Source organism: Serratia ureilytica, from assembly GCF_017309605.1.
Lineage (GTDB): Bacteria > Pseudomonadota > Gammaproteobacteria > Enterobacterales > Enterobacteriaceae > Serratia > Serratia ureilytica.
The window spans coordinates 1929008-1950419 of sequence record NZ_CP071320.1 but is presented as its reverse complement, the minus strand read 5'-3'; the positions used below and the strand labels follow the sequence as shown (position 1 = coordinate 1950419).

The 21412-nt window shown below is 60.0% G+C and carries 19 protein-coding genes; all 19 read left to right on the top strand.

Features of this window, described 5'->3' with window-relative positions; translation table 11 throughout:
• The first annotated feature begins 66 nt into the window (after positions 1-66).
• Complete coding sequence (locus J0X03_RS08990) at positions 67-2412, top strand: type VI secretion system Vgr family protein (protein WP_047574740.1); 2346 nt, start codon at positions 67-69, stop codon at positions 2410-2412.
• Positions 2413-2424: 12 nt separating this feature from the next.
• Entirely contained in the window at positions 2425-2814 is a 390-nt protein-coding gene (locus J0X03_RS08985) for a DUF3592 domain-containing protein (RefSeq protein WP_033643543.1), read from the top strand.
• A 102-nt stretch (positions 2815-2916) separates the two neighbouring features.
• Positions 2917-3417: a hypothetical protein gene (locus J0X03_RS08980; protein WP_060660577.1), complete on the top strand. Its 501-nt coding sequence runs from the start codon at positions 2917-2919 to the stop codon at positions 3415-3417.
• Positions 3418-3590: 173 nt separating this feature from the next.
• Entirely contained in the window at positions 3591-6137 is a 2547-nt protein-coding gene (locus J0X03_RS08975) for a DUF2169 family type VI secretion system accessory protein (RefSeq protein WP_160204380.1), read from the top strand.
• Complete coding sequence (locus tag J0X03_RS08970) at positions 6134-7201, top strand: pentapeptide repeat-containing protein (RefSeq protein WP_046687343.1); 1068 nt, start codon at positions 6134-6136, stop codon at positions 7199-7201. Before J0X03_RS08975 ends, J0X03_RS08970 begins: the two co-directional genes overlap by 4 nt.
• Positions 7202-7231: 30 nt before the next feature.
• The gene (locus J0X03_RS08965) at positions 7232-7867 is read left to right on the top strand and encodes a DUF3540 domain-containing protein (RefSeq protein ID WP_129992907.1); all 636 of its coding nucleotides are present in this window, start codon (positions 7232-7234) and stop codon (positions 7865-7867) included.
• A 17-nt stretch (positions 7868-7884) separates the two neighbouring features.
• A complete protein-coding gene (locus J0X03_RS08960; RefSeq protein WP_033643549.1) occupies positions 7885-8277 on the top strand; it encodes a DUF4150 domain-containing protein in 393 nt (130 codons plus the stop codon).
• Positions 8278-8325: 48 nt separating this feature from the next.
• Positions 8326-8826 (top strand): type VI secretion system accessory protein TagV, encoded by a 501-nt coding sequence (gene tagV / locus J0X03_RS08955; RefSeq protein WP_160204381.1) that lies wholly within the window; start codon positions 8326-8328, stop codon positions 8824-8826.
• Positions 8827-8855: 29 nt separating this feature from the next.
• Positions 8856-9386, top strand: a complete 531-nt coding sequence (tssJ, locus tag J0X03_RS08950; RefSeq protein WP_033643551.1) for a type VI secretion system lipoprotein TssJ — start codon at positions 8856-8858, stop codon at positions 9384-9386.
• Between the two features lie 40 nt (positions 9387-9426).
• Positions 9427-10773, top strand: coding sequence for a type VI secretion system baseplate subunit TssK (tssK, locus tag J0X03_RS08945; RefSeq protein WP_033644304.1), 1347 nt, complete (start codon positions 9427-9429; stop codon positions 10771-10773).
• 21 nt (positions 10774-10794) lie between these two features.
• A complete protein-coding gene (locus J0X03_RS08940; RefSeq protein ID WP_049272050.1) occupies positions 10795-11997 on the top strand; it encodes a DotU family type VI secretion system protein in 1203 nt (400 codons plus the stop codon).
• Positions 11997-15632, top strand: a complete 3636-nt coding sequence (gene tssM, locus J0X03_RS08935) for a type VI secretion system membrane subunit TssM (RefSeq protein WP_033643552.1) — start codon at positions 11997-11999, stop codon at positions 15630-15632. Before J0X03_RS08940 ends, tssM begins: the two co-directional genes overlap by 1 nt.
• An 18-nt stretch (positions 15633-15650) precedes the next feature.
• Positions 15651-16370, top strand: coding sequence for a type VI secretion system-associated protein TagF (tagF, locus tag J0X03_RS08930; RefSeq protein WP_038876781.1), 720 nt, complete (start codon positions 15651-15653; stop codon positions 16368-16370).
• A gap of 23 nt (positions 16371-16393) precedes the next feature.
• A complete protein-coding gene (gene tssA / locus J0X03_RS08925) occupies positions 16394-17425 on the top strand; it encodes a type VI secretion system protein TssA (RefSeq protein WP_122016289.1) in 1032 nt (343 codons plus the stop codon).
• 122 nt (positions 17426-17547) lie between these two features.
• On the top strand, positions 17548-18084 hold the full coding sequence (gene tssB / locus J0X03_RS08920) for a type VI secretion system contractile sheath small subunit (protein ID WP_015378282.1): 537 nt from the start codon (positions 17548-17550) through the stop codon (positions 18082-18084).
• A 3-nt stretch (positions 18085-18087) separates the two neighbouring features.
• On the top strand, positions 18088-19593 hold the full coding sequence (gene tssC, locus J0X03_RS08915) for a type VI secretion system contractile sheath large subunit (protein WP_019452990.1): 1506 nt from the start codon (positions 18088-18090) through the stop codon (positions 19591-19593).
• Between the two features lie 305 nt (positions 19594-19898).
• A complete protein-coding gene (locus J0X03_RS08910) occupies positions 19899-20381 on the top strand; it encodes an Hcp family type VI secretion system effector (RefSeq protein WP_004934962.1) in 483 nt (160 codons plus the stop codon).
• A 58-nt stretch (positions 20382-20439) separates the two neighbouring features.
• Entirely contained in the window at positions 20440-20925 is a 486-nt protein-coding gene (locus J0X03_RS08905; protein WP_071796739.1) for a type VI secretion system amidase effector protein Tae4, read from the top strand.
• Positions 20922-21281 (top strand): T6SS amidase immunity protein Tai4 family protein, encoded by a 360-nt coding sequence (locus J0X03_RS08900; protein ID WP_160204382.1) that lies wholly within the window; start codon positions 20922-20924, stop codon positions 21279-21281. Before J0X03_RS08905 ends, J0X03_RS08900 begins: the two co-directional genes overlap by 4 nt.
• Positions 21282-21412: the final 131 nt, after the last annotated feature.

Here is a 21412-nt window from a genome sequence, read left to right as displayed (position 1 = left end):
CAGATACGCCATCGGGATCGCGCGTCAAATCTCGTGCGGTAGCTATGCCTAAACCGGGGATATAGTATGGATCGCCTTATCATTGCGCACACACCTTTGCCCGCCTATCAGCTGTTGTTCAGAAGCCTTTCCGGTGAGGAAAGACTGGCCGGGCTGTTCGAGTTCGACGTCGAGCTGCTCAGCCCTGACAATCGCCTCGATCTGAAATCGCTGCTGGGACAAAAAATCACGCTGGAGCTGCGGGGCAACCCGATGGCCCCGCGTTATCTCAACGGCAATATCACGCGTATGACCCTCTCCGGACGAGAAGCCGGCGGCAACCGCTACTATATCTACCGCGCCGTGCTGCGCCCCACGCTGTGGTACCTGACGCAAAACCGCGATTTTCGCATCTATCAGGAAAAGACCGTTCCCGACATCCTGACCCAGGTGCTGGGGCAGTATCAGGTGAAGATCGATAACCGTCTGAGTTACGACTACCGCATCTGGGGGTACTGCGTGCAGTATCAGGAGAGCGATTTCGATTTCATCAGTCGTCTGATGGAACATGAAGGCATCTATTACTATTTCACGCACCAGCAGGACGGCCATACGCTGGTGCTGGCCGACGCGCCGGCGGCGCATCAGGAACTCGCCGGCTATGCCAGCATCCCCTATCAGCTCGCGGAAGGCGGTCTGGTGGAAAACAAGGACAGCATCAACAGCTGGAGCGTCTCGGACGCCATCACGCCCAGCCTGTATAGCCTGGATGACTACGATTTTCGCAAACCGCGCGCGCGGTTGCTCGAGGCCCGGCAGAATCCCGCCTCGTTCGCACAGGATAAAGCCGAGGTGTTCGACTGGCCCGGGCGTTATACCGATCACGCCCACGGCCAGTTTTACGTCAAGGTGCGCCAACAGGAGTTCGAAGCGCAGCATGAGCAGATGAGCGGCGAAGGCAGTTCGCAGGGCATTGCGCCCGGCTACCGTTTTCAGCTGATCCAGGCGCCGCGCATGGAAGACAACCGCGCCTATCTGGTGGTCAGCGCGCGTTACTTCATGCAGGAAAACAGCTACGCCAGCAACGATAACGACGTTGGCGAACAACATACCGAATTTCAGGTGGTGCCGGCGGACATCAACTGGCGCCCGGCGCGCACCACACCCTGGCCGAAAACCCATGGCCCGCAGACCGCCGAAGTGGTTGGCCCGGAAGGCGAAAGCATCTGGACCGATAAATATGGCCGGGTGAAACTCAAGTTCCGTTGGGATCGCCACGGCAGCGGCAATGAAACCAGCTCCTGCTGGGTGCGCGTCTCCAGCGCCTGGGCCGGCTGGAAATACGGCGGGATCCAAATCCCGCGCGTGGGTGAGGAAGTGGTGGTCGACTTTATCAACGGCGATCCGGATCGCCCCATCATCACCGGCCGCGTTTACAACGAAGACAGCATGCCGCCTTGGGATCTGCCCGGCGACGCCACCAAAATGGGCTTTATGAGCCGCAGCAAAGGCGGCGGCGTCGACAATGCCAGCTTCCTGTTCCTGGAAGACTCGCCCGGCAACGAATCTTTCGACATGCACGCCGAACGCAACATGAACATGACGGTGGAAAACGACAAGAACGTCAATATTGACGGCAGTCGCACCACCACCATCGGTCGCCAGCAGAACGATACCGTCACCGGCGACGCCACGTTCCTGTACAAAGCGAAACGCACCACCACCGTCGATGGGCTGGAAACCGCCAACCTGAACGCTCACCAGACGGTGAACATCAAAGGCGGCCGCGCCCTGACGATTATCGACGGCGGCGATAAGATCGACATCACCGGCAATCAGTCCTTCAAGCTTGACGGCGCGCAGACGCAAAACATTACGCAAACCCAGCATGTCACGGTGAAGGGCGACCAGACCCTCGACATTACCGAGGGGCAACAGACCAACACCATCAACAAGGGGCAGACGGTCAACATCACCTCCGGCGGGCAGCACACCACCATCACCGCCGGCGGGCAAACCACTACCGTCACCGCAGGCGGTCAGACGCTGACGGTGGAGGCCGGCGGCCAGACCACCGACATCACGGGGAATGTCAAAGAAACCTACAAAAACGATCAGCAAACGACCATTAGCGGTTCGCTGACCATCACGGCAAAAACCATCAGCATTACCAGTGAGGACGGCGTGTCTATTTCGGCGCCCACCTGGAAAGATAACTGCCACGGCTATAAGTGGACCGCGATAGGCGCCAACCTTGCCTTAACGGGGCTGAGCGTCAAGCACACGATGTTCGATGTTTCCCATAACCCGCTTTCGATCAGCAAAACCAATTTCAAGCTAAGCAACGATCCCATGACGTTCACGCAGCTTGGGGCCTTAATAACCAACGGTTCTTTGCGATTGAGCAGCAAGGCGCTGGCGATCTTTTTATAAGTAGGGATGCCCATGTCCAAAGCCAAAAATATCTTCACCGTAATCGGTTTGATTTTATTGGCCCCTATTCTCAGCCTGGTGGGTTTTTTCAAATTCATCACGGTCGATATCTGGGGCTATTTCAAACACATCGGTTCCTCTCTCAGCGTGATGGAGAACGGAGTTTCCGCCTCCGGGCAAATCGTCAGCATCCGCCAGACCAACCTGTGGGACGGGAATCGGCCGGTCTGCGAAGTGGAAGTCAAATACATCGCCCAAGACGGAAAAAACCATACGGCCGTCGCGAAAGGCCCGATCAGCGTCGTTGATCTGCCGCGTTATCAGCCGGGTCATTTCACCGCGATAAAGTACGATCCCAAGAACCCCAAAAAAGCGGTGATCGAAGAGTTATCCCGACTTTGAGCGAAAAGAACCTTTTCAATCAACGCGATCCGATTTCAACGTTGTGAAAACGACTTGTCGTCCATCAGCTCGCTAAATTACCTTGCATAAGGAAGTGTCACGATGGGCGCGTTTATTGCCTTTTCGACTCAGGACAGCCTCTGGGGACAAATCCTGTTTACCTTCTTAGGCATCCTGGTTGGCGGCGTATTGATCGCCGCCATTTGCAAGACCGTCTTACCCGCGGGCAGAACGGCGGCATTGTCCGTCCGGTTGCTGATCTTTGTCGCACTGATGCTGGCGATCCTGAAGTACAACCAGCAGGTGATGTCTGCGGTGAACGCGCCCGCGGAGCTGATCGGGTTCCTGATTTTGCCCGGTTTTTTGATGGGTTACCTGGGTGCGGCGGCCCCCGGCAGACTGGCGCTGGCGATAGAACTGTGCTGTTTTGCCCCGCTCGCCGCGCTGCTGATTCTGGGCACCGCCGGCGTCGGCTTTTTTGCCCCCTATCATCTGGAGAGCACAGGCCAATTTACCGCCAAGGCGATCGCCGCGGCATTGTCCGTCGCCGTCGTACTGCTGGCTCGTAAAATAAGCGGGAAGGACAACGCACTGTCCTCTTGATAATCCCTTTGACGCGAGGAAATGCTCCCCGCATTCGCGATCGGCTCTGGACGCCGCATCGTTTTCTTCATCTGTTGTGACATAGCCTGATATCTATTAAACCGAAAAACGGATTGTTTTTGAGCAAGCAGCCTGGCTGCCGGCTGATATCCACAGGAAGCTTTACACACACAATGAAAGTCGTAAAACCTCTGCGCCTCAGCGCGCTTCATCGCCCCTTCTCTTGGCAAGGGCAAAATCATCTGGGCGTTTCCATTTTGGCCTTGGCCGACATGGGGGCTTCCCCGCGCCTGCGCCCCGAACCGGAGCTGTGGCAGTTGGCCGCCGACGAACTTACGCTGAGCGGCGGCGTGCTCGATTTGGCTATTCCGAAAGCCTGTGCGGAGTTTCTCGCCACCGGCAACGCTTACACCCACCATCAACAAGACAAAACCGCCTGCGCCGTGAAGATCCAGCTTGATTCGCTGGAGAAAACGCTGGTGGTTTTCGGCGATCGTCATTGGATCAACGATCGCCCCTCCTCTCCTCTCCCTTTTGCAGAAATGCGTCTGGACTGGCGCCGGGCTTACGGCGGGGCTCAGTTCGCCGATAATCCGCACGGCATCGGCGCCACTCCAGAAACATTTCCGCAGGGCCGCATTCATCGCCTACCCAATGTTGAACCGCTGCAGGAGCGCCTCGCGTCTCCTCGGCAAAGCGCGCAGCCGGCAAGCTTTGACGCGTTGGAGATCACCTGGCCGCGCCGCTTCTCACGCATCGGTAAAAACTACGACGCCGACTGGTTGAAACACGGTTTTCCCGGCTTCGCCAACGATATCGACTGGCGCCTGTTCAACATGGCAGAAAGCGATCAGCAGTTTCCCCAACGCGACAGCTTGCCGCTTCAGGCTGCCTACCGGATATGGAACATGCACCCTTCAGAGCCGGTTCAGCAAGGCCGTTTGCCGCCGTGGCGCGCACGCTGCTTCATTAACCGGCTGCGCGGCGGCGAAGCGCATTTCGGGGAAGTCGCGATGCGCCACACCACCGTGTGGTTCTTTCCCCATCGCGAACAAATGCTGTTGATCTACCAGGGCAGCCTTCACATCAATGAAGACGATGCCGCAGACGTCATGCAGCTCATGCCGGCGCTGGAAATTGAGGGTAAAAGCCGCACCGTCGCGCATTATCGGCAGGTGCTCGATCGGCGGCTTGATAAAGAGCATGGCGCTCTGCACGCTTTTCGTGAAAAAGATTTGCTGCCGGAGTGCTGTATTGGCCCCTGGCTCGATACGGAAACGCCGACGCAGCAAAGCCCGATGGTGGAAAACATCGCCGCCTACGAGCATCACCAACGCGAACAACACCGCCAACGTCTGCAGCGCGAAGGCCGAGACATCGACGACATGTTTGCCGCGCCGCCAGCTGAACCTATGCCCGCTTTGGATCAGCTGGCCGAGTTTGTCGAGGGCATGGAACAGCGCGCTGAAGCGCATTACCGTGAAATCCGCGATAACGCGCAGGCAAACGGCATTGATATTGGCGGCCCTGGCCCCGCCGACCTTTCCGGCGCGGAAAGCTACCAACAGCAGCGCGACCAGCTGTTTCAACAGGCGCGTCAACGCCCCGACGCGTTTAGCGACAAGCAGTTGGGGGAAAGCGAGCGCGCGCTGCACCAAATGTATTTAATGTCGGCACAGGCGCAAAGCCCGGCGCTGCGTTTAAGCGGCGATCTGGCACAGATCATTCGCCAACGCGTCACCGCGGCCATGCAGCGCGATAAAGATCTCAGCGGCCTGGACCTCACCGGCGCCGATCTGTCCGGCATGGACCTCAGCCATGCCACCTTGCGCGGCACGTTGCTGGAAAACGCCAATCTGCGCCAAGCCCGGTTGGTGGGCTGTGACCTTCGCGAGGCAATGCTGGCGCGCGCCGATCTCTGCGGTGCCGTCTTGCAGCAGGCGGATCTGAGCCACGCCTCTTTGGCCCTGGCGAAATGCGAAGCGACGGATTTCGGCGGCGCGCAGCTGCATGAAACCAACATTCAACAAACGTTGTTTCAACGCTGCGACTTCACGATGGCGTCCTTACGCGATTTGCTGGGGTACGAAACCTTGCTCGGACAGTGTGATTTCAGCCGCGCCACGTTGGCCAACATTACGCTGATGGAGCTGCAGCTGGAGCAACTGACATTCAGTCACGCCCGGCTCGACAAAGTCAGCTTCATCAAATGCCGGCTGCTGGCGGTGAAATTCGAGCAGGCACGGCTGGAAAGCTGCGCCTGGGTTGATACCGAAACGCAAAACCTCAGCTTCCGCGCCGCGCGCCTGACGGCCTGCGCCTTTGCGGCAAAGACGCTGTTGCCCCAGGCGGATTTCAGCGACGCGACGCTGAACCAGTGCAACTTGCGTCAGATGCCGTTGCAGCGGGCAAGTTTCAGCCGCGCGCGCCTCAACAATTGCGATCTGTCGGAAACGCGGCTGAACGAGGCCGACTTCAATCAGGCCAACGGCAGCGGCAGCCTGTTCATTCGCAGCGATCTGACGCGCGCCAACCTGCGCGACGCCAACTTTATTGCGGCGATCCTGCAAAAGTGCGTGCTGTCAGGCGCCGACCTGCAGGGCGCCAATCTGTTCCGGGCCGATTTGTCGCAGTCGAAAGTGGACAAGGCGACCCGGCTCGACGATGCCTATACCGCCAGAGTGAAAACATTGCCTCGCCACAACGGGAAAGAAGTATGACCTCAACGCCAGAGCAGATACGCCAGCGTGTGAAACGCGGCGAACCGATTTCCGGTGAGGATTTGCACGGCCTGTCATTCGCGGGTATGGATTTGGCCGGCGCAATGTTCAACGCCCTGAACCTGAACGGCGTGGACTTCTCCGATTGCGATCTGCGCGACAGCGTATTCAGCGATTGCCGGCTCGAGCACGCTCTGTTTACTCGGGCGAACCTCAAGCAAACGGCCTTCAATCAGTGCGCCATGTCCGCCAGCCGCTTCAGTGAGAGTCATATCGAGCTGACGATGTTCAACGAATGCCGGCTTGAACAGGGTGATTTCAGCCGTCTGCCGCTCACCCAAAGCCACTGGATGTCATGCCAATTGGCCGGCGCGAACTTTTCCGCCACTCAGCACGATCGCACCACGTTTTACGAAAGCCCGCTCGACGGCGCTACGTTGGAGCATGCCCGACTTTCGCTTGTCACGTTTTTTCGCTTAACCCTCTGTAACACAGAATTTGCAGGGGCAGATTTCGACCGCGTCACGTTTTTCGAATGCGACCACCGGGGCAAAAGTTACGCCGGGCAGCGCCTGATCGCCTGCCAGTTTACCGATAACCAATTGGACGACGTCGACTTCAGCCAGGCGACGCTGCGCCAAAGCAACTTCAAGGGCGCTTCGCTGCGGCGCGCCAACCTGACGGGCGTGCAGGCGCAGCAGTCGCTGTGGCTGGAGGCCAACCTGACTCAGGCGCAGTGCCGCAGCGGGCAGTTCGATCAGGCGATTTTCAGCGAAGCGACGCTGGACGCCGCCAACTTCAACCAGGCGCGTCTGTATCAGAGCGTGTTCCAGCACAGCCGCGCGGCGCGCTGTGATTTCAGCGACAGCGACCTGACCTACGCCGATTTTTGTTATGCCGACATCGGCGCCGCCGATTTCCGGCGTGCGCGCTTCATGCGCACCCGCATGCACCGCGCCCACCAGCAGCAAACGCGCTGGGGCGACCGCAGCGGCATTCTCGAGCGCGACGAAGAGCTGTACGCCGCCGAAATCTGGAGCGCACAGCGCCAAAGCCGCATTTGAACGTATTGACCACTTCACGAGGGGATCACCATGAGCGTTGTCAACACTACTCGCGCCGTCAACATCGCGCCGCCCCAGCAGGCCGCCGGCCAGGTCGTCAACCTGTTGCCGGACGGCAGCCTGGTGGTGGAATGTGAAGGCCGCGGCTGGCATTGCCGCCGTGCGGCCAGCTGCCTGCTGACGCCGGCCCTCGGCGATAGCGTGCTGGTCGCCGGTTGCGGCCACCAGCTGTGGGCGATCGCCGTCCTCGAGCGTGCGGAACCGCAAAACGCGGCGCGGCTGAGCGTCGAAGGCGATCTGCACATTGAAACGCTGCACGGCTCGCTGTCGCTGCACGGCACGCAGGCGCTGAACCTGAGCGGCGATGCCATGACCCTGCAAGCAAACAGCGGCGACTGCCACGTCGACAAGATGAAATACAGCGGCGAAGAGCTCTCGGCTTTCGTCAGCATCAGCCGCCTGGTCGGCAAACGCTGCGAGTCACTGTGGCATTCGGTCAGCCAGATCAGCCACTCGCTGTTTCGCAAAGTGCGCCAGACCGAGCACGTACGCGCCGGGCAGCTGGATTATCAGGCGGAAGATTACGCCCGCATTCATGCTCGCAACACGCTGATTACCTCGAAAGACATCACCAAGCTCGATTCGGAACAGATCCACGTCGGATAACCTTGCGGAGACCTTTTATGTTTGCCAACAGCCAAATGATCGGCGTGGACCTGGCGTTTCCCGACGTCTGTCTGACGCCAAGCCCGGCGCCGGTGCCCATTCCCTACCCGGATATCGCCCTGGCGCCGACCGCCATCCCGAACGCGTTCAACATTCTGTTCGTCGGCACCCCGGCGCACAACATGGCGACGGTGACGCCCCTGACCAACGGCGACAACCCCGGCGTGGCCACCGGCGTCGCTTCCGGCACGGTGATGGGGCCGTCCCGCCACCTGACCGGCGCCTTTACCGTGCTGCTCAAAGGCACCCCGGCCACCCGGCTGACCAGCCTCAGCCTGCAGAACTCCACCAACGCGCTCGGCATGCGCATCGTGCCGAGCCAATTAAAAGTGTTGCTGCTTGCGCCCTAATGACGGCGCTTTATTACACAGCCATTCAATCAAGAAAAAGAGGACATTGTGAAAACACGGATTACCCTGACGTTGTTGACCGCCCTGACGCTTGCCGGTTGCTCCACCCCACCGCCACCGCCGCCGGCGCTCAATAACGACGCCATCGTCAGCAGTGAAGTCAACGGCGTCACGCTAAAGCACCGCGCCGCGGTGAGCGCGCCGAAACAGTTCAAACCGATCGGTGAGGAGTACCGCAGCCTGTACGCCGCCAGCATCATGAGCAGCCCGAATTATACCGGCACCGCCGTCGGTAGCCTGGACAATGCCGCCGCGTTCTTCGCGCTGGGCGAAGTGGAAAACAACTGGCTGGCGATCTCCGCCATCCGCGGCGGCGATCTGGTGGGGTATATCCAGGCCAACGCCGGCGTGCCGGAAGCGCGCTACAAAGCGACGCTGCGCAAAGATCTGCCGCGCCGCGCGCGCGCCGCCAAGCAGGACTGCGTTAAAGTCGGCGGCGACAGCAAGGCGTGCAAAAACGCCGGCTCAGCCACCTGGATCCTCCAGTAGTCAGCACGCCTGCGGGCGACGAGATTCCCATGACGACGACCCCTATCGCTTCCCGCTGGTGCGGGATGCTGTTTCTGCTGCTGGGCGCGCTGGCGCTCGGCGGCTGCATGTCTTCCGCGAAAAGCGTGCCGGCGCGTTACAGCCTGGTCTTCGACGCTGACCGCCAGGTCAACGCCGCCGCCGGCGCGCAACCGGCGCCGATCAAAATTCGCGTGCTGCTGCTGCGCTCGGATGCGGAATTCATGGAAGCCGACTTTTTCAGTCTGCAAAACGACGCCAAAAGCGTGCTCGGCAACAGCCTGCTGGACAGCGATCAGTTCTTCCTGACGCCGGGCCAGACCGGCAAAAAGCTCGGTGGGCAAAGCACATTGGACGCACGTTACATCGGCGTGATCGCCGAATATCAAAATCTGGACGGCAAGACCTGGCGCATTTCACTGCCGCTGCCGGAACCCACCGAAACCAATTTCTACAAGGTATGGCAATTCTCGCCGGATGAGCTGGAAGCGCATATCGTCGCGGGCGTGAGTGGCCTGCGCCCCGTAAAAAAGGTCGACTGACCTACCGCTGCGCTGAAGCGAAGTAACTATAGGTGTGATGATGAAAGATGCTCATAAGGTTGTCTGGACTGAGGGGATGTTTTTGCGCCCTCACCATTTCCAGCAGGCGGAAAACTATCTCGAAGGCTATATGCGCAACTGGGGCCAGGCCCACAGCGGCTGTTTCTGGGGCTTTCTCACCCTGGATCTGGACCAAACGCTGCTGCGCCAGGGCAAGATCGCGCTCAACGCCGCCAGCGGCATCATGCCCGACGGCACGCCGTTTCGCTTCTCCGGCGCCCAGCAGGCGCCCGCGCCGCTGGCCATCGCCGACAACAAGACCGGTGAAAACGTGGTGCTGGCTCTGCCGACCTATCGCGCGGGGCGTGAAGACGTGATCTTTCAGGAAAGCCCGGAAGCGCTGGCGCGCTATCTGGCTTACGAGACCGAAGTCGACGATCTCAACGCCGTTTCGGTGGGCAGCGCGGCCTTGCAATTCGGTCGCCTGCGCCTGCGGCTGATGCTGGAGAGCGAGCTGAACGCCGAATGGACTGCGCTCGGCGTCACCCGCGTGCTGGAAAAGCGCGGCGACAACAGCCTGCGTCTCGATACGGCGCAAATCCCGCCGATGCTGAACTGTCAGGGCAACCCGGTACTGAAGACCTTCATCAACGATCTGCAGGGGCTGCTGCAACAGCGCAGCCAGCAGATGAGTCAACGCCTGCTGCAACCGGGCCGCGGCGGCAGTTCCGAAATGGTCGATTTCATGCTGCTGCAGCTGATCAACCGCCATCTCGGTCAGGTGAGCCATGCCTACCACCTCGACCATCTGCACCCGGAGCGCCTGTTCGCCGATTGGCTGCAGTTCGCCACCGAACTCGCCAGCTTCTCGGCGCAGCGCACCCCGGAAGGCCGCCTGCCGGTGTATGACCACGACAATCTGGCGCTGTGCTTCGGCAAGCTGATGCTGTTGCTGCGTCAGGGCCTGTCGGTGGTGCTGGAGGACAACGCCATTCAGCTGACGCTGGTCGAGCGCTCCCACGGTCTGAACGTCGCCACCGTGCAAGACGCCAAAATGATGCGCGACTTCGGCTTCGTGCTGGCGGTGCGCGCCGACGTGGCCGCCGAGGTGTTGCTGACCCACTTCCCGGCGCAGATGAAGATCGCCCCGGTCACGCGCATCCGCGATCTGGTGCAGCTGCAGCTGCCGGGCATCGGTCTACGCACCATGCCCGTCGCGCCGCGCCAGATCCCTTATCACGCCGGCTACACCTATTTCGAGCTGGAAAAAGGCGGCGACCTGTGGAAACAGATGGAAAAATCCAGCGCCTTCGCCCTGCACCTGGCCGGCGAATTCCCGGGGCTGGACATGGAATTTTGGGCGATTCGCAGCCATACGGACCGGTAACCTATGACTCAGGAAAATAGCATGGCGCCGGCGGCCAACCCGCTGGTGGACGCCGCCAACCCGCTGCTGAACGCCATTTCGCAGATCCGCCAATCGGCCACGCACGCCAACCCGGCGCAGCTGCGCCAACAGCTGATCGACGAAATGCGCCGCTTCGAGATCCGCGGCCAACGCGCCAACCTGCCATACGAAGTGATCATCGGCGCGCGTTATTGTCTGTGCACCGCGCTGGATGAAGCGGCGGCGCTGACCCCGTGGGGCAGCAACAGCGTGTGGTCCGGCAGCGGGCTGCTGGTGACCTTCCATAACGAAACCTGGGGCGGCGAGAAGTTCTTCCAGCTGCTGGCCAAGCTGTCGCAGAGCCCGCGCGAGCACATCAATCTGCTGGAGCTGATCAATTATTGCCTGCTGCTGGGCTTTGAAGGCCGCTACCGGGTGATGGAAAACGGCCGCTCGCAGTTGGAAACCATGAAGCAGCGCCTGCTGCAGCTGATTCGGTCGGTGCGCGGCGGCTACGCCCCGCCCCTGTCGCCTCATGCGCTGGATCTGCCGGTACAACAGAAACTGTGGCGTCCGCTGGTGCCGCTGTGGGCCTGCGTGGCGCTGACCGGCTTCCTGGCTTCGCTGCTGTTTATCGCCCTCAACTGGCGGCTGGGCGACAACACCAGCCCGGTGCTGGCGGCGATTTACCAAACCAACCTGCCGCAGGTGGCGATCGGTAATCCGGCGCCGGCCGCGCCGCCGACGCTGAGCCTGAAAAGTTTCCTGCGCAAGGAGATCGCCGAAGGATTGGTGGTGGTGCGCGACGAAGCGCAGCAAAGCGTGGTGATCCTCAAAGGCGACGGGCTGTTCGACTCCGCCGCCACCACGGTGCGCGCCAACTATATTCCGGTCATCGACCGCATCGCCGCCGCCATGAACGGCGTCAGCGGCAAAATCCTGGTCACCGGCTACAGCGACAACGTGCCGATCCGCAGCGCCCGCTTCGCCTCCAACTGGGAGCTGTCGCTGGCGCGCGCCGAAGCGGTCAGCGCCCGCTTGCAAAAACACCTCGCCAACCCGCAGCGGGTCAAGGCCGAGGGCCGCGGCGAGAGCAACCCCGTCGCGCCGAACGATAACAAAGTGAACCGCGCGTTGAACCGCCGGGTAGAAATTACGCTGTTGGTCGCCCCGGAAAACACCCAGGCGGAAATCAACGGCTTGCCGCAAGGAACCGGAAAGTAATGCTCAGTACGTTATTCTCCATCATCACCAGCCGCCTGCTGTGGGGCTTTGTCGGCATCACCGCGCTGGCGTTCATCATCTGGACGATCGGCCCGCTGGTCGCCATCGGTGACTATCGCCCGCTGGAGCCGGAACTCAACCGCCAGATCGCCATCGGCGCTATCTACCTGATTTGGTTCCTGTGCCGCCTGATCCCGCGCCTCTACAGCGCCTGGTTCAACAGCCGTCTGCTGAGCAATCTGCGCGCCGCCGAAGCGGTGCCGGCGGAAGACGGCAAGCCCGAGATCAAACCAGACGATCCGCTGGCCCAGCGTTTCGACGAAGCGGCGCAGCTGTTGAAAAAGGCGCGCTTCGCCCCGGGCCAGGGCGACGGCAAACATCGCTGGATGACCCGCTTCAGCCGCCAATATCTGTATCAGCTGCCGTGGTATGTGATCATCGGCGCGCCCGGCGCCGGTAAAACTACCGCGCTGGTCAACTCCGGCCTGCATTTTCCGCTGGCGGATCGCTTCGGCAAGTCCGCGCTGCGCGGCGTGGGCGGCACCCGCAACTGCGACTGGTGGTTTACCAACGACGCGGTGCTGCTCGACACCGCCGGCCGCTACACCACCCAGGAAAGCCAGCGCGAAGAAGACGCCGGCGAATGGCAAAGCTTCGTCGCGCTGCTGAAAAAATATCGCACCCGCCAGCCGATCAACGGCGTGATGGTCACCATCAGCGTCGCCGATCTGCTGAGCGACAGCGCGGAAGCGCGCGCCGCGCAGGCCAGCGCGCTGCGCAAACGCCTGATAGAACTGCACGAACAGCTGGGCATTCACTTCCCGGTCTATGTGCTGGTGACCAAAACCGACCTGCTCAACGGCTTTATGGCCTATTTCGGCAGCTTCGACAAAGCGCAGCGCGACCAGATCTGGGGATTCACCTTCCCTTACGAGCGCTCGCGGCAGCCGGACTTCAACCTGAACGCCGCCTTCGAACAACAATACGCCCTGCTGCAACAACGGCTGGATGCGGCGCTGCCGGATACGCTGCTGATGGAGCACGACGCGCGCCAACGCGCCGAAAGCTACCTGTTCCCGCAGGAGTTCGCCGCGCTGCGCCCGCTGCTCGGCCAATATCTGGAACAGGTGTTCGCCACCTCCAGTTTTGAAACCCGCTTTACCCCGCGCGGCATCTACTTCACCAGCGGCACTCAGGAAGGCCTGCCGTTTGACCGGGTGATGGGCGAACTGAACCGCTACCTGCAGCTGCCGCCGGCCAATTCAGGGGCGCAGGCCAACGCGGCCTGGGACAGCGTGGGCCAGGAAACGCCGATCCCGGCAGCCAAAGGCCAGAGCTTCTTCCTGAAAGAGACGCTGGAATCGGTGGTCTTCCAGGAGTCCGGGCTGGCGGGCAGCAACCGCTGGTGGGAATACCGCAACCGCGCCCTGCACTGGGCGGGGTACATCGCGCTGGCGGTGATCCTGGCGGTGCTGGCGATGTTGTGGTTCACCAGCTACGGCAACAACAAGGCCTATCTGGCGGAAGTGGCCGCCAAGGTGCCCGGCGTCGAGCGCCAGGGGCAAAGCCTGACCCAGTTGGGCAACGGCGATATGTTCTCGCTGCTGCCGTTCCTCAACAGCCTGCTGCATCTGCCGGACAGCCAGAACTTTTCGCTGGACGATCCGCCGTTCACCTATCGCATGGGATTGTTCCGCGGCGATCAGGTCGGCGACGCCGGCAATGCCCTGTACCAAAAAGCGCTGAAAGAACTGCTGCTGCCGCAGGTGGCGCAACAGATCGCCGCCACGCTGCGCAACGATAACCACGGCGACGCGGACTTCAGCTATGAAGCGCTGAAGGCCTACCAGATGCTGTATCTGCCGAAGCAGTACGACGGCAAATTCCTGCGCGCCTGGGTGATGCTCAACCTGCAGCGCAACCTGCCGCAGGGCAGCACCCAAAAACAGCTGCAGCAGATCGAATGGCACCTGAGCCAACTGCTGGATACGCAGATCCAGGCCTCGCCTTACGCCAAAGACGAGCCGTTGGTGGCACAGGCGCAGGCCGCGCTCAATCGGGCGCCGCTGTCGCAACGCGTCTACGGCCGCCTTAAGCGTCTGCTGCTGAAACAGACCGACATCAAGCCGGTCAGCCTGGTCGATTTGGCCGGTCCGCAGACCGAACTGGCATTCAGCCGCAAAAGCGGCAAACCGGTGACCGACGGCGTGCCGGGCCTGTTCACCTCGCAGGGGTATTGGAAAGCGTTCAACGACAACATCGATCCGGTGACCGATACCCTGCGCAAGGAAGACGTCTGGGTGTTGAACAGCCAGACGCCGGAGCAGAAAAGCGCCGATCTGACCAAGACCATCCGCCAACTGTACATGCAGGACTTTATCAGCGCCTGGGATGAGCTGCTGGGCGATATCCAACTGGCCAACATCGGCAACCTGACCCAGCGCATCAGCAGCGCGCGCCTGCTGTCCGGCAATCCGTCGCCGATGCGCAATCTGCTGGTTAACGTCAGCAAAAACGTCACCCTGCGCGACGAGAAAAGCGACGCCGATTCCCGCTCGCTGCTGGCCAAAACCGAAGACAAACTGAATCAAAACGCCAACCGCACGCTGGAGGCGCTGTTCACCAACCGGCCGGCCAACGCCGACGGCGACGTGTCGGCCCAGCCGGAACAGCTGGTGATGGCGCACTTCGCGCCGCTGCTTGAGCTGGCGCAAAGCCAGGGCGAAGGCAATAAGGCGATCCCTTTTGACAGCGTGCTGAAACAGGTCGATGAGCTGTACAGCTACCTGACGGCGGTGCAAGGCGCGGCCAACAGCGGCATGTCGGCGCCGCCGAGCGACATCATCCCGCGCCTGCAGGCCGAATCCGGCCGCTTGCCGGTGCCGTTCAAACAGATGCTGCTGTCGCTGGCGATCGGCGCCAGCAGCGACACCCAGCGCAAAGAGATGGAGAACGTGAAAAAGCGCATCAGCTTCGAGGTCGGCAGCTTCTGCCGCCAGGCGATCGCCGGGCGTTATCCGTTGGTGGCCCGGGCGCGCCAGGAAGTGACGCCGGACGATTTGGCGCGCATGTTCGCGCCGAACAGCGGGCTGATGGACAGCTTCTTCCGCGACAACCTGCAGGGCAAGGTCGATACCACCCGCGCCAACTGGCGTTTCACGCCCGGCGTGGACGGCAAGACGCTGCCCGGCGGCGAAGGCATCCTGCGGTCGTTCCAGCAGGCGCAGCGCATCCGCGACGCCTTTTTCGCCAACGGCACGGCGACGCCCTCTTACCGCGTGACCGTGCGGCCGGTGCGGATGGATAACGACATCCTCAACCTGACGCTGGATATCGACGGGCAGCTGTTCAAATACAGCCACGGCCCGCAGGTGCCGCTGGTGGTCAGCTGGCCGGGCACCCGCAATACCAACCAGGTGCATCTGCAGCTGGCGCTGGCCAACGGCACCACCGCCAGTCTGGTGACCAGCGGGCCGTGGGCGCTGAACCGCCTGGTGGATATGGCGCAGTCTTCGGGCACCGGCGGCCTCGGCCGTCAAGCGACGTTCAATCTCGACGGCCACCGCGTCACGCTGGAGTTCACGCCCAACAGCATTCGCAATCCGTTCCAACTGCCGGCCTTCTCGTGCCCGTAGCCCCGAAAGGACATGACCATGAGCACTGATTCAAGCGCCCCGACGAGCCTCGGCTGGTACGGCAAACTTCCTTCCGCCGGCGATTTTCTGCAGCGCCGCCTGCCCGATCCGGTGGTCAATAACTGGGCCCACTGGTTCCATAACGGGCTGGTGAATTTGCAGCGCGATGCGCAGGGGCCAAACGGCCACCCGTTCAGCAACGCGCCGGTGTGGAACTTCGTGATCCCCGCCACGCTCGGCAGCCCGTACGTGCAGATGGGCTGCCTGTTGCCGGCGCGCGATCGCGTCGGGCGGCGCTACCCGATCTGCGCGCTGCGCCTGTTCAGCCTGCAAGAATGGCGCCCGCAACAGCTGAACATGGCGGCGAGCTGGTACCAGCAGCTCGGCCATACCCTGCTGAACGGCGTGCGCAACGGCTTCTCCGCCGAACAGATCGACCGCACGCTGCAGGCAATCCCGGCGCTGCCCAGCCCGCCGGCGGAAGCGGATTCCGAGATATTGTCGATTATCGGTTTTCAGCATCCGGACGTGCCGGGTCTCGGCTGGCAACAGGCCGCCGACTGTTTCGACCCGGCGCAGTACACCAGCTTCTGGTGGACCAATCAGGCCGACGGACACCCGCTCTACACTCACGTGCACAGCGGCAACCTCACCGTGCAGCTGTTTTCACTGCTGTTCGAGCCCAACGGCTGGGCGCGCCCCGGCCGCGGCGGCCAGTACCCGCAAATGTTTGATTAACATCGTTCGTTGAAGGAAATTCTATGGCTATCGATACCGATACCCTGCTGGCCCCGGTTGACGCGGACAATCCCTGCGGCGACAACCTGGAATACGACGCCGACTTTCTGGCCATGGCGCGCGCCGCCACCGGCAAGGCCGAACAGCAGTTCGGCAGCACCATCATTCCGGAAGAAGCGCCGGATTGGGTGCAGGTCGAACGCCTCGCGACCTCGCTGCTGGCGCGCACCAAAGACCTGCGCGTCATGCTGTACCTCACCCGCGCCTGGACCCAACTGCGCGGGTTGCCGGGCTACGCCGACGGGCTGACGCTGATCCACCAGTCGATACTCCGTTACTGGGATGCCCTGCAGCCGGCATTGGCGTTCGACGGCGAAGCCGACCCGCTGTTTCGCATCAATGCGTTGGCCGACCTCGGCGACAAAGCCGCGTTGGCCGCCAGCGTGCGCACTGCGCCGCTGCTGAAAAGCGCCGCCGGTGAAATCTCGCTGCGCGATGCCGGCGCCCTGCTCGACGGCAGCAAGCAAGAGTGCCCCAACTTTCCCGGCGGCCGCGCACGGCTGCAGGATGAGCTGGCGCAGCAGGGCCGCCCCGAAGGCGCACTGGTGATCCACATCGCCAACACCCTGGGCGCCATTCGCAGTGAAGTGACCCGCCATCTGGGGGAAAGCGCCCTGCCGGAAATGAGCGCGCTGACCAAGGTATTTTCTCTGGTGGCGCTCGCCGGCCAGAGCGATGCCCCGGCCGCCGCCGAACCCGAAGCCCCGCCAGACGCCGCCATCCTGCAGCAACCGGCTGCGATGCAAAGCGCCACGGCACCGCTCAACTGGCGCAGCGCGCAGATCCAGTCGCGCGACGACGCCCAGCTGATGCTGGACAAGGTGAAAAATTATTTTCGTCTTCATGAGCCAAGCCACCCGGCGCCGCTGATGATCGATCGGGTACAGCGACTGATTACGCTGGACTTTATGCAAATCGTCCGCGATTTGGCGCCCGATGGGCTTAACCAACTGGAGACCATTCTCGGTCGCCCCGACAACGAGGAGAACAGCTAGCCGCCGACTTTTGTTCTCTTGACGACACCCGATACCGTCTGCCCCTGCGCAGACCCGAATCAGAACCTGACTCTCCCAGCCGGACGAGGCGCGTTCCCAATCGCCATTAGATGGAGTAAATCATGTCAAACTCGAAATCCCGCAGCGGGCAGAAATTCATCGCCCGCAACCGCGCGCCGCGCGTACAGATTGAATACGATGTCGAAATTTATGGCGCAGAGCGCAAAATCCAGCTGCCGTTCGTGATGGGCGTGATGGCGGATCTGGTGGGGAAAGCGGTCGATCCGCAAGCCAGCGTGGAGGAGCGCAAGTTCATGGAAATCGACGTCGACAACTTCGACGAGCGCATGAAATCGCTGAAGCCGCGCGTCGCTTATCAGGTTGACAATACCCTGACCGGCGAAGGCAAGCTGAACATCGATCTGACCTTCGAAAGCATGGAAGACTTCTCCCCCGCCGCTATCGCCCGCAAGGTCGACGCGCTGGACAATCTGCTGGACGCCCGCACCCAGCTTTCCAACCTGCTGTCCTACATGGACGGTAAAAACGGCGCCGAGGAGCTGATCTCCAAGATCCTGCAAAACCCGGCGCTGCTGAAATCCCTGACCGACGCGCCGAAGCCGGCGGTTAACGATGACAACAACGAGCGTGAGGATTAATCGATGAGCAACTCGCCTCAGCAACAAAATGCGTTGCAAACCACCGAGACTTTTTCCAGCGATGAGTTCAGCGCGCTGTTGAACAAAGAGTTCCGGCCGAAGACCGATCAGGCCAAAGAAGCGGTCGAGAACGCGGTGAAAACTCTGGCGCAGCAGGCGCTGGAAAACACCGTCACCGTCTCTTCCGACGCCTACCGCACCATTCAGGCGCTGATCGCGGAAATCGACGAAAAGCTGTCGCAGCAAATCAATCAGATCATTCACCACGACGACTTCCAGAAGCTGGAAGGCGCCTGGCACGGCCTGCATTATCTGGTCAACAACTCCGAAACCGACGAGATGCTGAAGATCCGCTTTATGAGCATCTCCAAGCAGGAGCTGGGCCGCACGCTGAAGCGCTATAAAGGCGTGGGCTGGGACCAGAGCCCGATCTTCAAGAAAGTCTACGAAGAAGAATACGGCCAGTTCGGCGGCGAGCCGTTCGGCTGCCTGGTGGGCGACTACTACTTCGATCACAGCCCGCAGGACGTGGAGCTGCTGGGGGAAATGGCCAAGATCGGCGCCGCCTCGCACTGCCCGTTCATCGCCGGCACCGCGCCGAGCGTGATGCAGATGGAATCCTGGCAGGAACTGTCCAACCCGCGCGATCTGACCAAGATCTTCCAGAACACTGAGTACGCCGCCTGGCGCAGCCTGCGCGAGTCGGAAGATGCGCGCTACCTGGGCCTGGTGATGCCGCGCTTCCTGGCGCGCCTGCCCTACGGCATCCGCACCAACCCGGTGGACGAGTTTGACTTCGAAGAAGAAACCGACGGCGCGACCCACGGCAATTACACCTGGACCAACGCCGCCTACGCCATGGCCGCCAACATCAACCGTTCGTTCAAAGAGTTCGGCTGGTGCACCGCCATTCGCGGGGTGGAATCCGGCGGCGCGGTGGAGAACCTGCCGTGCCACACCTTCCCGAGCGACGACGGCGGCGTGGACATGAAATGCCCGACCGAGATCGCCATCAGCGATCGCCGCGAAGCCGAGCTGGCCAAAAACGGCTTTATGCCGCTGGTGCACCGCAAAAACTCCGACTTCGCCGCCTTTATCGGCGCGCAATCGCTGCAGAAGCCGGCGGAATACTACGATGCCGACGCCTCCGCCAACGCCCAGCTTTCCGCACGCTTGCCGTACCTGTTCGCCTGCTGTCGCTTCGCGCACTATCTGAAGTGCATTGTGCGTGACAAAATTGGCTCCTTCCGCGAGCGCGACGATATGGAGCGCTGGCTGAATGACTGGATCATGAACTACGTGGACGGCGATCCGGCCAACTCATCGCAGGAAACCAAGTCGCGCAAACCGCTGGCCGCGGCGGAAGTGCAGGTGGAAGAGATCGAAGACAACCCGGGCTACTACAGCGCCAAGTTCTTCCTGCGCCCGCACTACCAGCTGGAAGGCCTGACCGTCTCCCTGCGCCTGGTGTCGAAGCTGCCTTCGCTGAAGCAAAACGACGCGTCCTGATGGGCTGAAGTCAGGCCGCGATAGTGCGGCCTGGCTGATACATCAACCTCATCGTCAGCCTATCGCAGAAAACCCGGATCGCATGTGGAACCAAGATAACGCGAAATAATTAAGCATTGAGCCATTATCATTTTAATAATGGCTCGGTAACCCGTACCGATAGTTTTCGGTATTTAAGAAGGTGCATGGCACAAGGATATAAATTGGTAATGCATTACCACACTTGCAATTCCTGCTGCTATTACCTGAGTTTTTCAACGTAACGTTAATACTACTGTTAACCCTTAATAAAGAGTGAAGAAACTATGGCTATTGATATGTTCCTGAAAGTTGAAGGTGCCAGCGGCGAATCCAAAGATTCGAATCACAAAGGCTGGACCGACATTACTTCTTTCTCCTGGGGCGCCTCTCAACCAGGCAATATGGGCGTTGGCGGCGGCGGTGGCGCCGGTAAAGTGTGCTTCAACGATCTGCACGTCAACGCGCTGATCGACAAGTCAACCCCGGCCTTGCTGAAACACTGCTCAAGCGGCAAACACCTGACCAAGATTGAGCTGTCGGTTTGCAAGGCGGGCGGCACCCAGGTTGAATACGCAAAAATCACCCTGGAAGACGTGCTGGTCACCGCCGTGCAGTACACCGGTGCAGGCGGCGAAGACACCGTGGGCGTCACCTACTCCTTCCAGGCGGCGAAAGTGAAACAGCAGTACTGGGAGCAGAGCGACAAAGGCGGCAAAGGCGCCGAAAGCAGCGCAGGTTGGAACATCAAGGAAAACCGCGAAGCTTAATTTGTCTGCCCCCGGCTACGGCCGGGGGTTCATAACATGGATACAATGGAGAGTCAGGATGAAAAAACCTCTATTTGGACCCGCATGGATTCGTTTTTCTGAAGTCAATATCAATGTAAAAAAAGTGGGTGCATTGATTGGTGGAAAAGTAGAAAGCAATATTGAAAACGGTATTTTTGAAAATGCTTGTCCTATACGAATGAGTTATGTACTCAACTATACAGGCATACCAATTCCCTCTAACTCCGGTTATGCGACTGTGTCTGGTAAAGATAAAAAATGGTATCTTTATCGTGTTAACGATATGATTCTCTTTTTAGAAAAGAACTTCGGCAAGCCTGATATCACGGTGAAATCCCCTACCCCAGCTAAATTCTCAGGTAAAAAAGGGATAATGGTTATACAAGGAAATGGCTGGCGAAATGCCAGAGGACATGTCACATTATGGAACGGTGACATTTGCTCTGACTCTTGTCATTTCATGGGGGATCCTGAGAATGGATCTTTTGTTCCTGAAGTCGCATCACTTTGGATATTAAAATGAAGACTACCCACATCGCCCTTGCTCTTCTTCTCGTTTCTCCTATGTTGCTGGCGGAAAATATAAAAATAGAAAACTTACCTCAAAGCGAAATTTATGAAAATTGGCTGATTAGCCGCTGCATTGGGAAATCTACTGACTCAGAAAAAACCAAGCAAGATGCCTTCCGTTCCGCTTCCGCCTATTTAGAATTCAGTAAACTCCCCATGGATGCATTCGAACAAGGCGAAAAACTGGCTGAACAGTACGCAAATAAAAATAGTCAAGGATCAGTTAAAGGAAGTTATCATACTTTAGATTGCCTTTCGCTGCAGAGTTCCAGTGAGGCTAAAGCCATCTTCGAACGTTACTCTAATTAATAATTAACATTGTAAGTTGCAATTTTATAAAACCATCAACTTAAGAAAATTAGAGTTTTATTAATTATTTTCACTGGGTATTAGCCATCAAGCATTGAGATACTCATGCGCTGGTTATGTATTACTCTGCA